Consider the following 14,533-nt stretch of genomic DNA (forward strand, 5'->3'; position numbering starts at 1 on the left):
GCACCGGGTCGGACGGGGCGTCGTTGGCCGGGTTGACCAGGACTGTGCCAGACCAGGGGGCGACATGGGCAGGGCAGCGGAGCGCACGTGCCGGACGACCGGCCGACGTAAGCCGGAGAAGGACTCGACCGCGACCCGGCCCCCGGACACGTCAGCCGGGTCGTGGAGACCGGTGCGGCCGCTGCCCCGGACGGTTCCGAAGACGTCCCAGCCACGGCTCACTTACTCGGTGGCGAGACCGAGCCGGAGGGCGCGGAACGCCCCGACGATGAGAGCGGTCTTGGCGCTCATGCCTGGACCACCGGCTTCAGGACCTCTTCACACCATTCGCGGAAGGTTGTCGGGCTCGCAGTCCGAGAGGTGCGCTGTACGCCGACGTCGATGCCGAGGTCCTTGGAACGCATCATCTCGACGTAACCTTCAACGACCGCGTCGCTGAAGCCGTATCCGCTGAGTCCGGCGCGGAAGTCGTCGAGCGACTGCCGCTCGTAGCGGACCGGGCGCCCGAGCACGTCGGAAAGGATCTATTCGTCCGGACCACCCGCAGCGTGGAGCTGACCACCGCCGGGAAGCAGCTGTACGAGGAGGCGCAGGGGGTCCTCGCGACCGTCTCCGCAGCGGTGCGGCGCGTGCTCGACGTCGATCGGGGCGTCCAACGGCTCGTGGTCGCGTTCTCCCCCGGGCTGCATGTGTCGGACGCGATCCGGGCGTTCACGTCCCGCCACCCGGACGTCGAGACCGATGTCGTCCCGGCACCCTGGTGGGAGCAGGACGCACCACTCCGGAACGGCCGGGCTCAAGTCGGCTATCTGCGACGGCCGTTCGACGAATCGGGCTTGCACACCATCGCCATCGGCCACGAGCCACGGGTCGCCTGCATGCCCGCGGCGCACCCTCTCGCGTGCCGACAGGAACTCGTCTCCGCAGACCTCGACGGCGAGCGTCTCCTGGACGCACCGGAGCGGCGGACGTCTTCGCTCGAAGAAAAGCTGGAGCTCATCGCCCTCGGGCATGGCATCGCGCTCATCCCGCTGAGCGTCGCGCGGTCCTACTCCCGCCCCGACCTCGTCCACCTCCCCGTCACGGACGCCTCGGGGATCGAGACGTGCCTGGCGGCCCCCGCGGGTCGGCGCGAGAAGCTGCTGCGCGACTTCCTGGAGATCGCCACCGCGACGCTGCGGCACGCCTGAGCGGCGGCCGGGCCGGCGAGGCCACAGACGGCGGCACCGACCCGGGCCGCCGTGCCGTTCCCGGTCGTGAGTGACCTGTCAGGTCAGACGGGCACCTGCGAACTGGTCAATGCTGGATATCCCTGGCCTCTGCGCCTACGCGCCGGCGCTGCGGAGGTCAAGCTCGCCGGGAAGCTCCCGGTACGCGGCGATGGGTCCGACCGGCGCGTTCCGGTCGGACCTTCAGCATTGCTTTGACGGCGGCTAGCTCCTGCCTGTCGGTCAGACGTCTGCGGGGACGCCGAGCATCGCGGACGCCTGTTGCATCGGGCTGAGGATGCGTGTGGGCGCGGGGGCCTCGGGAAGGCCGCGGCAGGTGAAGCCGAGCCGGGTCATGGCTCGGATGACTTCGCCGGCGCTGAAATCGCGGCGGTTCTGGCGTGTGACGACCTGGCCGACCTGTTTGACGGGGTAGGTGCGGCGGCTAATGATCACGGACTCGCCGGAAGCCTGCTCGGGCTTGACGCCCTTCATCGCTTCCAGGACGCCGCTCTTGGTGAGGTCAAACGGGAAGCGGGCGATGACACAGCGCATGATGCCTCACAGGGAGAAGCGAAGGGGGGTCGTGGTTCTGCTGCGGTTGGGGCGGTTCAGCGGGCAAGCACGAGGACGCTCAAGGCGCTGCCGTGTTCGTCGACCACGGGCAGGGCGTCGAGCCGGCGGCAGCGCAGCGCGTGCTCGGCTTCGGCCATGGTGGTCACGGGCGAGGCGAACGGCCCCCGGTTACCGAGAATGTCGCGCAGCTGAACCCGGTCCGTGTACGCGGAGCTGTCCCGGGCTGCGGTGAGCTGAGCCTGGGTGAGCAGTCCGGTGCACAGGCCGCCGTCGTCGCAGACGAGCAGGTGCCCGGTGCGCGCGCCGGCCATGACGGACAGGGCCACCTCGACGGTCATGTCGTCGCAGACCTGCGGTCCTGCGGTGTCCACGGCGGCGGCCACCGTACTGTGCACGGGGGTGGCACTCGTCGGGCCGGGCTGCATCTGAATCAGCGTCAAAAGGTGCCTCCTGCATGAGTGGGTCGGCTTCCTGATCACGAAGTCTTCAGGCCGCCGCGTCGAACGTGGCTTGTCGCACGGTCACGCGCCGGGCAGCCGAGGCGGGGCTGCGTCGGCCGCGTGAGGCCGTGCCGCGCTGACGCCGCTGGGCCGCCGGTGCGGTGATCGTCACGGGGATGCCGGAGGGGTCCCGAGCGCCGGTGATCCGACTGAGGGCCTCTTCACCGGAGCGGACCTGGGTGGTTCGGGGCACGATGCCCGCAGCTGTCATGAGGCGGACCATGTCGCGGCGCTGGTTGGGGGTGACCAGTGTGACGACACTGCCGGACTCGCCGGCGCGCGCGGTGCGGCCGCCGCGATGGAGGTAATCCTTGTGGTCGCTCGGCGGGTCGACGTTGACGACGAGGTCGAGGCTGTCGACGTGGATGCCGCGAGCGGCGACGTTCGTGGCCACGAGTACGGTGACGTCCCCGGTCTTGAACTGCGCCAAGGTCCGGGTGCGCTGCGGCTGTGACTTGCCGCCGTGCAGGGCAGCGGCCCGGACACCACTGTTCAGCAGGTCCTGCGTCAGTCGGTCGACGGCGTGCTTGGTGTCAAGGAACATGATCACCCGGCCTTCGCGCGCCGCGATCTGCGTCGTCGTCCTGTGCTTGTCGGCGCCGTGGACGTGCAGCACGTGGTGCTCCATCGTGGTGACCGCGCCTGCGGACGGGTCGACGGAGTGGACGACCGGGTCGGTGAGGTAGCGGCGGACCAGGCGGTCGACATTGCGGTCGAGGGTGGCGGAGAACAGCATCCGCTGGCCCTCGGGACGGACTTGGTCCAGGAGCGCGGTGACCTGGGGCATGAAGCCCATGTCGGCCATCTGATCGGCCTCGTCCAGGACGGTGATCGCGACCTGGTTCAGTCGGCAGTCACCGCGGTCGATGAGATCCTTGAGCCGTCCCGGTGTCGCGACGACGACCTCGGCGCCACCGCGCAGCACGTTGGCCTGCCTGGCGATCGGCATTCCGCCGACGACGGTGGCCAGGCGCAGCCTCACCGAGCGGGCATAAGGGGTGAGCGCGTCGGTCACCTGCTGGGCCAGTTCACGCGTCGGCACAAGGACCAGGGCCAGGGGCTGACGGGGCTCGGCGCGCTGCCCGGCAGTGCGGGCCAACAGGGCCAAGCCGAAGGCGAGCGTCTTGCCGGATCCGGTGCGCCCGCGTCCCAGTGCGTCGCGGCCCGCGAGGGTGTTGGGCAGGGTCGCGCCTTGGATCGGGAAGGGGACGCTGACGCCTTGCGCCGTCAGCGCGGTCAGCAACGGCCCTGGCATGTCGAGGTCGGCAAACGCCTCGACCGCGGGCAGCGCGGGAGTGATCGTCTCCGGCAGGGCGAACTCGCCCTGCACCACTGCGGGTCGGCGGCCCTGACCGCCCGAACGGCGCGGGGCGGGCGAGCCGAAGCGGCTGCCCCGCTCCGGACCGCCGCCGGAGCCGAAAGCGGGGCCTTCGGTCCGGCGGGCGCGGGAGGAGCGGCCGTTCGTACGTGTGGGGTTCATCGAGAACCTTCCTTGATACGCGGCACGCACCAAGGAATTCCCGCAGCAAAAGATCAGCGCGGGGAATCACAAGAACGGGCCGAACGGAATGCGGAAAAGAATCCGACAGTGCAGTTAATTGCGGAACGCCAGGGATGAAGCGGGCGACGTCACGTGGATGATGAATCCCGGACGTCGCCCGGTTGTCGCCCCGAAAAGGGGCAGATCCTTGGAGGAAGGAAGCGGGCGGTGTTCAGGTGACACCATCGCGGGAGGTGCTCGGAGCTGGGGCCCGCGCCCCGAGGGATGCGGGCCCCAGCTCCGAGCGTGCGTCGGCGTCAGGCGAGAACGATGTTCTCGGCCGTCGGGCCCTTGCCTCCCGGCGCGACATCGAAGATGACCTTCTGGCCTTCGAGCAACTCGCGGAAGCCGTGGGCGGCGATGTTCGAGAAGTGGGCGAACACGTCAGGGCCCCCGCCATCCTGCTCGATGAAACCGAAACCCTTGGCCGCGTTGAACCACTTCACGGTGCCTGACGCCACGTCATATCTCCTTTGGGGCAGTACGCCGGGACCCGCGATGCGCGGATACCGGGTCGCCGCGATGATGCCCCGCCCGGAAAACGACCGGAATTACAAAAAAGCTTCCAACGACCAGCAAATACTGGCGAAGGCGCTTGAAGTTTTGGGAACCCACAACTGCAACTGAGAACGACAGTAGCACGAGGTAGCGGCCTGAGTACGCTAAATAATTCCACTCTGTCAGTCGCAGCAAGCACTCTCCCTGCATGACGCGCCAAACCCTTACCTCGCGGTCATAGATATTGGCCCATCCGGAGCGGAGCGTTTCAGAAGAGCGGTTCCTGTGCCATCCCGACAGCGGCCCTCGGCTTCCGCACCGTCCTCGCGGAGCAACGTGGCGGATTCCTGTTGATGAGGCATCGAAGCATGCTCCGAGTGGAAGGCGTTGTTCACCAGACAGGAGAGGATCTCAGTGATGGACTGGGCACTTGATGAGGGTTTCGAGACACCCGAAGGGGTGATGCGGTGGGGGACCTTGGGCAGCGGAGACCCACTCGTACTGGTGCACGGCACGCCGTACTCCTCCTTCCTCTGGCGGGACATCGCTCCCGCGCTCGCCCGCACCCGCAAGGTCTACTTCTTCGACCATCTCGGCTTCGGCCAGTCGGACCAGCGTGAGGGCCAGGACCTGAGCCTGGCGGCTCACTCAAGGAACTTCGCCCAGCTCCTCGACCACTGGGGGCTGTCCCGTCCCAGCGTTGTGGCTCACGACATCGGCGGGTCGGTGGCGCTTCGGACCTTGCTGTTGGAGGAGAGGAGCTACCGGGACCTGACCCTTTTCGACGCGGTGAGCGGCGGCGAGTGGGAACGAGGGCTCTTCCAGCTCTTCCTGGAGCACGAAGAGGTCTTTCGCGAGCTGCCGGGTTACGCGCACGAGGCGCTGGTCGCCAGCCACTTGCGGCACGCCACGTACGCCGGCTTCCGGCCGGGGGTCCTCGACGCCTTCCTCGCACCGTGGCGGGGGGAGGAAGGTCAGGCGGCGTTCTACCGTCAGTACAGCCAGATCAGGCAGGCGGACACGGTCGCGTACGAGCACCTGCTGGACGGTATATCGATTCCGGTACGGCTCGTCTGGGGCCGCGAGGACCGCATTCTCCCGCCGAAGTACGCCGAGTGGCTGCGCGAACGCGTTCGGCACGCGGAGCTGCACTGGATCGAGGGCGCCGGTCACCTTCTCCAGGAGGACGCGCCCGGCCAGCTGCTGGCCTGTCTGACGGCTGGTTTCACATCAGTTTGAGCCGCGGGGCCGCTGAGCGGGTGATCCGGCCCGAACACCCCCGGGAGCCCAGGACACCTTCCCCTGTTCGGGGGCGCGCCACAGGACTCGCTGCCCGGCGGAACGGGGCGGGGCCGGGGATTTCAGGGTCCATGCCAGTACAGCCAGCCGCTTGGCCTCCCCGGCCCGGTGGCCAGACCGCCCGATGAGGGAAGTGGTCAGCTGTCGGGTGTCTTCAAGCGCCAAGGGGCGGCGGCCTGGGCGGGGCGAGCGCCGGCCTCGATCTGCAGGGCGTACACGGCGTTCGTCACGAGCTCGCGCGGGTATGCGGCGTCCAGTCGGCCGGGGCGGAAGAGGATGCGGTACATGATCGGCGCCACAACACGGTCGATCAGCAGTTCCGTCTCGGGCACCGGCTCCCCCCGCTGCACCGCACGGGCCAACACGGTTCGATCTGGTCTGCGGCATACGCCGAACACTGACCGGCATTGGCGCCGTCGGAGTCTCCGAGCAAGGCGTCCGGATGTAGGCGCGCCCGGGCGGCGAGGCCATCAAGCAGCGACTCACACTTCGGCGGGCGCCCGTCGCTCGACGGAATCGACTGGCGCGGCGAGAGCGCGGGTTCGTACGACTGCAGCAAGCTCTTCGTCACGACGCTCGCCGCGGCCGTGGCCCGTCTGCGCCCGGGAGTACTGAGCAATGCCGTGGACCCGGGCTGGGTCCCGACGAAGATGGGCGGGCCAGGAGCGCCGGACGACCTGGAGCTCGGCCATCGCACCCAGGAGTGGCTGGCCGCCATTGACGATCCCCGGGCCCTGACCACGGGCGGGTACTGGTACCACCGCCGGCGACAGCAGCCGCACCGCGCTGTGCACGACGAGGCGTTCCAAGACCGTCTCCTGCAGACGCTGGCCGAGGAGACGGGCACCGCGCTCTGAGAGTTGTTATCCGGGCCGTGCGCCTGGCCGTGCGCGTGACGGAGTACCGGACCTCTTGCGTACGTACTCGCGGTCGCCTTCACGCCGCTCGGATCAGAGGCGGAAGAGGCCGGCTCCCCGCCCACGGAAACGGTCCCCCGAGCGTCGCAGTGCGGTCAGCACATCGAAGCCCACCACGGACCCGGGCCGCGGAGCCCTTCCGTAGGGTTTCACCTGCGAGAACGCCGCCTCAGCGCCTGAATCACCACCACCGCGAACAGCGCGGCCGCCGCAGGCGCCACAGCCTTCCTGAGCAGCACGGGCAGCGCCGCCGCACCGAGGTCGATGGCTTCCGGCTCGGGCGCGAGCCGGCCCTGGAGGGTCTCCGCCGCGCCCGTCGTGGATACCGCATGCGCGGCAGGCCCGGCGTCCCGCAGCAGCTCTTCGAGTCGGGTGGCGAACTGCTGCACGATGCGGTCACCGACCTCGGTCATGATGCCCCGGCCGAACTGTGCCGGCCGACCGGTGATGTCGAGGTCCGTACGTACGCGTACCCGGGTGCCGACCGGGGCGACGGTCAGCGTCGCTGTGACCGTGGCCGAGGCAGTGCCCGCCCCGCGGGTCTCGCTCCCGCTGAGGTCGAGGAGCATCGAGCGGGCGGCGTCGTCCCGGGTGACGGTGCCCTCGCCGCGGTAACTCATCTGCACCGCGCCGACCTTGACCTTGACGCGACCGGTGAAGGAGTCGCCGTCGAGGGTGTCCAGCACAGCGCCGGGCATACAGGGCGCGACCCGGCCGAGGTCCTGGAAGAGCTTCCAGGCGTCATCGAGGTCGGCCGGGACGGTGAAGGAGTGGTCGAGTTGCATGGTTGTCCAATCAGGGGGGCGACCGGCCGGGGCCGGCCGGGGATGCTGAGCTGGTTCAGGTGCCGGGTGGCCTCAGGTACCGGCTGCCGTACGGATCAGCGCGCGTACCCGACTCGGCGAGAGGGGGCCGCGGCGTACGACCACGTCGAAGGGGCGCAGCGCGTCTTCGACGGCCCCGGCGAGTACCGCCTGGGGGGCGATCGCGCCGCCTTCGCCGAGCCCCTTGACGCCGAGGTCGTTCATGGGGCTCGGCGTGAAGATCTCGTCCATGTCGAGGTCAGGGATCTCCGAGGACGTCGGCACCAGATAGTCCATGTAGGTGCCGGTGCGGGGCTGACCGTCGGGGCCGTAGACCATCTCCTCGTACAGTGCTCCGCCGATTCCCTGCGCGATGCCGCCGGTGACCTGCCCTTCCGCGATCATCGGATTGACGATGTTGCCCGCGTCGTGGACAACGACGTAGTGCAGGATCTCGATCTCGCCGGTGTGTTCGTCCACCTCGACGACGGCCGCGTGCGCTCCGCTCGCGACCGCGAAACCCGGTGGGCGGAAGTGCACGGTCTCACTGATCTCGGTGCCGTGACGGCCGTCGGTGGGCTCGGGGATGCCGGGCAGCGGCGCCTTCCCGGCCAGTTCCGCCAGGCTGATGGACGGGCCGCCGGGTTCCTCGGCCCGCACGATGCCGTCACTCAGGTCAAGGCCGTTCGCCGCGACGCCGAGGCGGCGGGCGGCCGCTTCGACGATCTTCTCGCGGACGAGCCGGCCGGCCCGGTGGGTGGCGTTCCCGGCGTTGACCAGGGCGCGGCTGGCGATGGTGCCCACGCCGAACGGGGTGGCTTCGGTGTCGCCGCCGACCACATCGATGACGTCGAGAGGCACCCCGATGGCGTCCGCGGCGATCTGCGCCATGGAGGTGCGGTGTCCCTGGCCCTGGGAGGGGGCGCCGATGGCGAGCCGCACCCGGCCGCTGGGGGCGATGTCGATGCGCGCGGTTTCGAACGGTCCGAGGCCGGTGGCCTCTATGTACATGGCGAACCCGATGCCGACGTGCTTGCCGTCGCGGACGCCTTTCCGCTGCCGGGCACGTACCTGCGCGACATCAGCCTTCGCGACGGCGCGGCGCAGGAGTTCGGGGAAGTTCCCGGAGTCGTAGGACTGCGGACTGCCCGAGCGGTCCACCAGGCCGGTCGCGTACGGCATCTCGTCGGGCTGCACGAGATTGCGCGCCCGCAGCTCCTCGGGCTCGAGGCCCAGTTCCGCGGCCAGCCGGTCCATGGCCCGTTCCATGGCGAAAACCGCCTCCGGACGTCCGGCTCCGCGGTAGGGCGTGGCGAACGTGGTGTTGGTGAGCACGCCGACGACATCGATGTGCACGTTCGGGACGCGGTACGGGCCCAGGAGGTGGCACAGCGAGTTGTACGGCACGACCAGGCCGGTCATGTTGTACGCGCCGAAGTTGACGGTGATCCGGTCGCGTACGGCCACGAGGCGCCCTTCGGCGTCCGCGGCGAGTTCGATGCGGTGGATCTGTTCTCGGGCGTGCGAGGAAGCGGTGAGGTTCTCGTTGCGGTCCTCGCGCCACAGCACGGGGCGGCCGAGGAGGCGGGCGGCGTGCGGGACGATGAGTTCCTCGACGTAGAGGATGCCCTTCTGCCCGAAGCCTCCACCGACGTCGGCCGCGATGACGCGGACCGTGGCGGATTCCAGGCCGAGGGTGTGGGCGATGGCATCCCGCAGCCGGTGCGGAGTCTGGGTGCCCGACCAGACGGTCAGCCGGCCACTGTACGGATCGACCTGGGCCGAGATGGCGCGAGTCTCGATCGGCGAGGCGACATATCGGTGGGCCTGGAACTGCTCGCTCACCACGACGTGCGCACCGGCGAACGCGGCTTCCGGGTCACCGACACGGGTGGCGACGGCGACCGCGGTGTTGTCCGGCAGGTCCTCGTGCAGCCGGGTCGCGTCCTCGGTCAGGGCGTGTTCCGGTTCGACGAGCACCGGCAACGGGGCGTACCGCACGTCGACGAGTTCCAGGGCGTCCTCGGCGAGGTAGCGGTTCTCGGCGAGGACGACCGCGACGGGCTGGCCGACGTAGAGGACCTTCTCGCGTGCGAGCAGGGGCATGGGGGTCGTGCGGACCAGCGGGTCCAGGAGATCGGCGAGGCCCGGCGGGGTGCGCAGCTCTTCCTTGTTCAGCATCGCGGGCAGGCCCGCCACGTCGTCGCCGATCCACACGGCGACGACGCCGGGGGCGGCCAGGGCCGCTGTCACGTCGACCGATTCGATCCGGGCGTGGGCGTGCGGGCTGCGCAGGAAGGCGGCCTCGACGGCGCCGGAGAGGGCGATGTCGTCGACGTAGCGGCCATTGCCGCGCAGCAGCCGGTCGTCCTCGACGCGTGGGACGGAACGGCCTATCCAGCCGGCGGCACTGGTGCCGTTGCCGGGCCGGCTCCGGTCGGAATCGTGGGACATGCGGGTCACTCCCCGAATCGCTCGTCGAGTGCCTGACACACGGCACGGCGGATGTTGCGGTAGCCGGTACACCGGCACAGATGTCCGCTGAGCGCGTCGGCGACCTGTTCCTCGCCGGGGCGCTCGGACTGCTCGGTCAGGGCGGTTGCCGTCATGACGAAGCCAGGTGTGCAGAAACCGCACTGCATGCCGTGGCACTCGTGGAAGGCCCGCTGCACGGCGGAGAGCGGGGCGTCTGCGGGGGCGAGGCCCTCGACGGTGCGGAGCTCGGCACCGTCGCATTGCACGGCCAAGGTCAAGCAGGTGCGCACGGGCTCGTCGCCGACGAGGACGGTGCAGGCGCCGCAGACTCCGTGTTCGCAGCCGACATGGGTGCCGGTGAGGCCGAGCCGGTCGCGCAGGAAGTCGCTGAGCAGCAGCCGCGACTCGACCTGGGCGGTGACCGGTCGGCCGTTTACGGTGAGGCTGATCTCGTGCCAGGCGGACGGCTCGGCGAGCGGCGGTGTGCGGGCGGCGAGCGGGGTGGGGACGGAGGGGGTCATCAGCAGCGCTCCCAGGCGGTGGTGCAGGCACGGACGAGGAGATGGGCGGCGCCCTCGCGCCGGTACTCGGCGGTGGCGTGGATGTCGTCGGAAGGGGTGAGCCCGGACAGTGCGGCACTGGCCGCGGCGGCGAGGGCCTGCTCGCCAACACCGCTGCCGATGAGTGCGTCCTCGGCGGCGTGCAGACGTACCGGGACGGGTCCCGCGCCGCAGAAGACCACGCGGGCGGCGCGGGCAGTGTCCGCAGCGGTGTCCCGTTCGAGGACGACGGCCACGCCGACGGTGGCGAAGTCGCCGTGTCTGCGCGTCAGTTCCTCGAAGGCCCAGCCGTGGTGTGCCGGGACCCGCGGAAACACGACCTCGGTCAGGAGTTCGTCCGCTTCGACGGCCGTGGAGAAGGTGGCGACGAAGAAGTCCTCGGCGGTGACTGTTCGGCTGCCCCGCGGCCCGGTGATCAGGAAGGTGGCGTCCAGGGACAGTGCCGCGGTGGGTAGCTCGGCGGCCGGGTCGTGGTGGGCGAGGCTGCCGCAGACGGTGCCGCGGCTGCGGATCTGAGGGTGTCCGATGTGGTCGATCGCCGCGGCCAGGAGCGGCCATCCGTCCCGTACCGCGCTGTCCGCTGCGGCGTGGGCCTGCCGTACGGCGGCGCCGATGCGCAGGTTGCCCGCCGCGTCCACGTGGACGCGGCCGAGTTCGGGGATCCTCGTGATGTCCACGAGCAGCCCGGGCCTGGCGAGACGCATGTTCAGCATGGGGATCAGCGACTGGCCGCCCGCGACGACCTTGGCCTCCCGCTCTTCGTCGGCGAGGAGGGCGACCGCCTCGCCGACGGTGCTGGGGGCGGTGTAGTCGAAGGACGTCGGTTTCAACCTGCTGCCACCGGACCTCTCGTGTCGTCGTTCACGCCGTGACATCAGACACGGACGGATCTATCTAACACCTGAAATGATTTACACTAAAGTTTCTTCTTGGCAAGAGGTTGCTTCGAGATTTCAGGCCGGCGGAGGGCGGTATGCGGCACATCATCGACCAGGCGGTCGCCTGGCAACGCCGTGGAACCCGCTTCGCGATGGCGACCGTCGTGCGGACCTGGGGTTCGTCCCCGCATGGTCCGGGTGCGTCGATGCTCGTGTCCGAGGAGGGCCGCATCGTCGGCAGTGTCTCCGGTGGCTGCGTCGAGGCCGCCGTCTGCGCGATTGCGGAGGAGGTGCTCGCAGGAGCGGCCCCGGTGCTCGAGCGCTGGGGAGTCAGCGAAGAGGACGCCTTCGCGGCGGGCCTGACCTGCGGCGGAACGATCGAGGTACTGGTCCGCGAGGTGGGTGCGGAAGCACCGCTCGGCCGGCTTGCCGCCGACCTCGCGACCGGTACGCCGGTGGCTCTGGTCACCCCCGTCGACAGCGGCGGCTGTCTGATCGTCGGCGGCGGGACGACCACCGGTTCGCTGGGCGACCCACGGGCGGACCGGGCGGCCGCCCTGGCCGCCGAGGGCATGCTCGGCCGGAATGCCAACGGCCTCGTCACCCTCGGGGACGGCACGACCGACGACACCGCCTGCGCGCCGGAGCATGAGCTATTGGTGCAGTCGTTCGCCTCCTGGCCACGCTTGCTGATCTTCGGCGCAGTCGAGTTCGCCCGTTCCCTGGCGGACATGGGCACCGCACTCGGGCACCGGGTGACGGTCTGCGACGCCAGGCCCGCCTTCGCCGCGGCCGAGCGCTTCCCGCGGGCCCACGAGGTCGTCACCGAATGGCCCGATCGCTGGTTCCGCGCCCATGAGGACCTGTTCGACGCTTCGACCGCGGTGTGCGTACTGACCCACGACACGCGGTTCGACGTGCCGGTTCTCGCCCTCGCCCTGCGCAGTGGGGCCGGCTACGTCGGAGCCATGGGCAGCCGCCGGACGCACGAGGACCGGCTCGAGCGACTGCGCGCGACGGGCACGACCGAAGCCGAACTCGCACGTCTGCGCTCGCCGATCGGGCTGGATCTAGGCGGCCGGGGACCTGAGGAGACCGCCGTGTCGATCCTGGCCGAGATCGTCGCGGTGCGACGTGGCGGCAGCGCCTTGCCCCTCACCCTGCGGGCCGGACCCGTACACATAACGTGATTATTTTTGAACGGATGTTTTTATGAACACTCGTTTAATGTGGACCGGGTGGATCCGAAGAACACAGGCCGTCGACGATCGGTCACAACCCCCATGTCGGGAACCCACCGCGGAGCAGGGCAGCCGTCACAGCGCCGCCCCGGCTCACATGACCCGGAGGGCAATCGCCACGCGGTCCTCGACGCGGCCCGTCGACTGTTCGGCGCGCACGGCTACCGGGGCGTGGGCGTCCGTGCCATCGCGGCCGAGGCGGGGGTGACACCCGGCCTGGTGATGGCGTACTTCGGCACCAAGGACGGCCTCTTCCGCGAGGCGGTGGGCAGCGGGTCGGGCGTCACCAACGACGTGCTGTCGGCCGCGGCCGACGGCACGGACGAACTGCCCGCGGCCCTGACCCGTGCCTACCTCGACCGGTGGGACCGGCTGCCGGCCGACGACCCCTGGCCCGCCCTGATCCGCTCGGCCGTCAGCCACCCACCGAGCGCCGACCTCTTGCGCACGATCCTGGATAAGCAAGTCGGCGAACCTCTCGCGCGCCTGCTCGGCGACTCGGCCGGCGCGGAGGTGCGGGCCGCTGTCATCCGGAGCGTCCTGTTCGGCGTGATCATGGAGCGCTATCTCTTCGCCCATGAACCGGCGGCCTCCGTCCCGACCGAGGAGCTCGCTCCCGCGTTGGCAGACGTTCTCACCACCGCTTTCGGCGACGCCCTCGACGTCGTTCCCCCACCTGCGCCGGGCGGCGTGGCCGACGGCGGGGATGGGTCCGCGCGCCTACGCGTCGATCGTCCCGCCGTGGTCACCGCAGCCACCCGGCCGCCCTCGGAGCCCGTACACCCCGAGCATCTTCGCCCGGAGCCCGCGGCCCGGGCGGTGGACGCCTCCCCGGCGGCCCTGTTCGCGCAGTTGCACGCGTGTGCCGCTGTTCATCAGGACCTGATCAGCAGGACCGTCCGCGAGTACGGCATCAGCCTGCCCGCCTACGACGTGCTCGCCGCCCTCCGCGACGCGGGAGAGCCCTACCGCCGTACGACGGGCGAGGTGGCGGCAGCCGGCAGGGTCCGCGCGGGCGGACTCACCCAGCACGCGGACCGCCTGGAGGCAGCGGGCCTGATCCGGCGGGAGCGCGACGCGGACGACCGCCGGATCGTCCGGCTGTGTCTCACCCCGGAGGGCCTCGAACTGGCCGAGCGGATCTTCGCCGTACGGTCTGTCCAGGAGCAGGAGTTGTTCGCCGGACTGGGCGCTCCAGACCGGCACCGGCTCTCCGGGCTGCTCAGCGCCCTGGGACGAACGCCGGGGCCGGTCAGGTGAGCCATGGGCCTCGACCAGGTGAGCCCATTCGAGAACGACGCCCATGAGGGGAAGGGAGGCGTCCGCGTGATCGGTCCCGCTTGTTCACGGCGCCTGTGCGGGCGGGTGTACCTGGGGTGGGCGTCCGTATCAGCAGCGCATCGGACATGATCACAGCTACGATGCGCCTCCCCGCATGGCCGAAGGCGAGGCGGCGAACCGATCAAATGGAGGGGTTCTCGTGTTGTCCCTGACGTTGCGGGACGGCGCTCGCCTTGGAGCGCTGGAGCTGTGGCACGCGGAGGAGTTCGCCGACCACCTGGACCGGGCTCGCGAGCACATCCGGCCGTGGGTCGGGGCCGCGTTCGTGACCGACGATGTGGACGGAGCACGGACCACACTGAGGCGGTACGGCGAATGGCAGGCCGCTGACGGTGCCCGCCTGTACGGCATCTGGCACGATGGTGTGCTGGTCGGCGGCGTGATGTACGTCAGCTTCAGCGCGGCTCTCGGTTCGTGCGAGATCGGGTGCTGGCTGGAGCCGTCAGCGGAAGGCCAGGGCCTCATCACGTCGGCATGCGGCGCCTTGCTGGACTGGGCGTTCGTCTCGCGTGGACTGCACCGGGCCGAATGGCATTGCCGTGCGGACAACGAGCGGAGTTCGGCGGTGGCCGAGCGGCTCGGCATGAAGTTGGAAGGCGTGCGGCGCGAGGCATGGCCCTATGAGGGCCGGCACTACGACAAACAACTCTGGGCGGTTCTCGCGTCGGAACGGAACACCGGAGGCAGGTGACCACCG

16 protein-coding genes are annotated in these 14,533 nt (G+C 70.0%); 6 read left to right on the plus strand and 10 right to left on the minus strand.

Features of this window, described 5'->3' with window-relative positions; translation table 11 throughout:
- Positions 1–287: 287 nt before the first annotated feature.
- The gene (locus tag AB0436_RS18930) at positions 288–512 is read right to left on the minus strand and encodes a hypothetical protein (protein ID WP_366469029.1); all 225 of its coding nucleotides are present in this window, start codon (positions 510–512) and stop codon (positions 288–290) included.
- A gap of 36 nt (positions 513–548) precedes the next feature.
- Here AB0436_RS18930 and AB0436_RS18935 point away from each other — a divergent pair, with 36 nt between their 5' ends.
- Entirely contained in the window at positions 549–1,190 is a 642-nt protein-coding gene (locus AB0436_RS18935; RefSeq protein ID WP_366469030.1) for a LysR family substrate-binding domain-containing protein, read from the plus strand.
- A gap of 261 nt (positions 1,191–1,451) precedes the next feature.
- On the opposite strand, the gene AB0436_RS18940 is transcribed toward AB0436_RS18935, so the two are convergent.
- The 4 genes from AB0436_RS18940 to AB0436_RS18955 all read right to left on the minus strand — a co-directional run bounded on the left by AB0436_RS18940 (position 1,452) and on the right by AB0436_RS18955 (position 4,285).
- Positions 1,452–1,763 (minus strand): SCO5918 family protein, encoded by a 312-nt coding sequence (locus tag AB0436_RS18940; protein WP_366469031.1) that lies wholly within the window; start codon positions 1,761–1,763, stop codon positions 1,452–1,454.
- A gap of 56 nt (positions 1,764–1,819) precedes the next feature.
- Positions 1,820–2,224 (minus strand): CBS domain-containing protein, encoded by a 405-nt coding sequence (locus tag AB0436_RS18945; protein ID WP_366469032.1) that lies wholly within the window; start codon positions 2,222–2,224, stop codon positions 1,820–1,822.
- Positions 2,225–2,270: 46 nt separating this feature from the next.
- Entirely contained in the window at positions 2,271–3,764 is a 1,494-nt protein-coding gene (locus AB0436_RS18950; protein WP_366469033.1) for a DEAD/DEAH box helicase, read from the minus strand.
- Between the two features lie 317 nt (positions 3,765–4,081).
- Complete coding sequence (locus tag AB0436_RS18955) at positions 4,082–4,285, minus strand: cold-shock protein (protein ID WP_366469034.1); 204 nt, start codon at positions 4,283–4,285, stop codon at positions 4,082–4,084.
- 454 nt (positions 4,286–4,739) lie between these two features.
- Here AB0436_RS18955 and AB0436_RS18960 point away from each other — a divergent pair, with 454 nt between their 5' ends.
- Positions 4,740–5,561 (plus strand): alpha/beta hydrolase, encoded by an 822-nt coding sequence (locus tag AB0436_RS18960; protein WP_366469035.1) that lies wholly within the window; start codon positions 4,740–4,742, stop codon positions 5,559–5,561.
- A 197-nt stretch (positions 5,562–5,758) separates the two neighbouring features.
- On the opposite strand, the gene AB0436_RS18965 is transcribed toward AB0436_RS18960, so the two are convergent.
- Entirely contained in the window at positions 5,759–6,019 is a 261-nt protein-coding gene (locus AB0436_RS18965; protein WP_366469036.1) for a TetR-like C-terminal domain-containing protein, read from the minus strand.
- Positions 6,020–6,028: 9 nt separating this feature from the next.
- Here AB0436_RS18965 and AB0436_RS18970 point away from each other — a divergent pair, with 9 nt between their 5' ends.
- On the plus strand, positions 6,029–6,478 hold the full coding sequence (locus tag AB0436_RS18970; protein WP_366469037.1) for a hypothetical protein: 450 nt from the start codon (positions 6,029–6,031) through the stop codon (positions 6,476–6,478).
- Between the two features lie 209 nt (positions 6,479–6,687).
- On the opposite strand, the gene AB0436_RS18975 is transcribed toward AB0436_RS18970, so the two are convergent.
- From AB0436_RS18975 to AB0436_RS18990, 4 genes are all read right to left on the minus strand, one after another.
- The gene (locus AB0436_RS18975) at positions 6,688–7,323 is read right to left on the minus strand and encodes an SRPBCC family protein (RefSeq protein ID WP_366469038.1); all 636 of its coding nucleotides are present in this window, start codon (positions 7,321–7,323) and stop codon (positions 6,688–6,690) included.
- Positions 7,324–7,395: 72 nt separating this feature from the next.
- Positions 7,396–9,795 (minus strand): xanthine dehydrogenase family protein molybdopterin-binding subunit, encoded by a 2,400-nt coding sequence (locus AB0436_RS18980; RefSeq protein ID WP_366469040.1) that lies wholly within the window; start codon positions 9,793–9,795, stop codon positions 7,396–7,398.
- Positions 9,796–9,800: 5 nt separating this feature from the next.
- Entirely contained in the window at positions 9,801–10,337 is a 537-nt protein-coding gene (locus AB0436_RS18985; protein ID WP_366469041.1) for a (2Fe-2S)-binding protein, read from the minus strand.
- Positions 10,337–11,206: a xanthine dehydrogenase family protein subunit M gene (locus AB0436_RS18990; protein WP_366469042.1), complete on the minus strand. Its 870-nt coding sequence runs from the start codon at positions 11,204–11,206 to the stop codon at positions 10,337–10,339. Before AB0436_RS18990 ends, AB0436_RS18985 begins: the two co-directional genes overlap by 1 nt.
- A gap of 143 nt (positions 11,207–11,349) precedes the next feature.
- Here AB0436_RS18990 and AB0436_RS18995 point away from each other — a divergent pair, with 143 nt between their 5' ends.
- The 3 genes from AB0436_RS18995 to AB0436_RS19005 all read left to right on the plus strand — a co-directional run bounded on the left by AB0436_RS18995 (position 11,350) and on the right by AB0436_RS19005 (position 14,527).
- Positions 11,350–12,444, plus strand: coding sequence for an XdhC/CoxI family protein (locus AB0436_RS18995; protein ID WP_366469044.1), 1,095 nt, complete (start codon positions 11,350–11,352; stop codon positions 12,442–12,444).
- A gap of 93 nt (positions 12,445–12,537) precedes the next feature.
- A complete protein-coding gene (locus AB0436_RS19000; protein ID WP_366469045.1) occupies positions 12,538–13,755 on the plus strand; it encodes a TetR family transcriptional regulator in 1,218 nt (405 codons plus the stop codon).
- 220 nt (positions 13,756–13,975) lie between these two features.
- Positions 13,976–14,527, plus strand: a complete 552-nt coding sequence (locus AB0436_RS19005; RefSeq protein WP_366469046.1) for a GNAT family protein — start codon at positions 13,976–13,978, stop codon at positions 14,525–14,527.
- Positions 14,528–14,533: the final 6 nt, after the last annotated feature.

The organism is Streptomyces sp. NPDC051322, from assembly GCF_040689485.1.
In the GTDB taxonomy this organism is placed as follows: domain Bacteria; phylum Actinomycetota; class Actinomycetes; order Streptomycetales; family Streptomycetaceae; genus Streptomyces.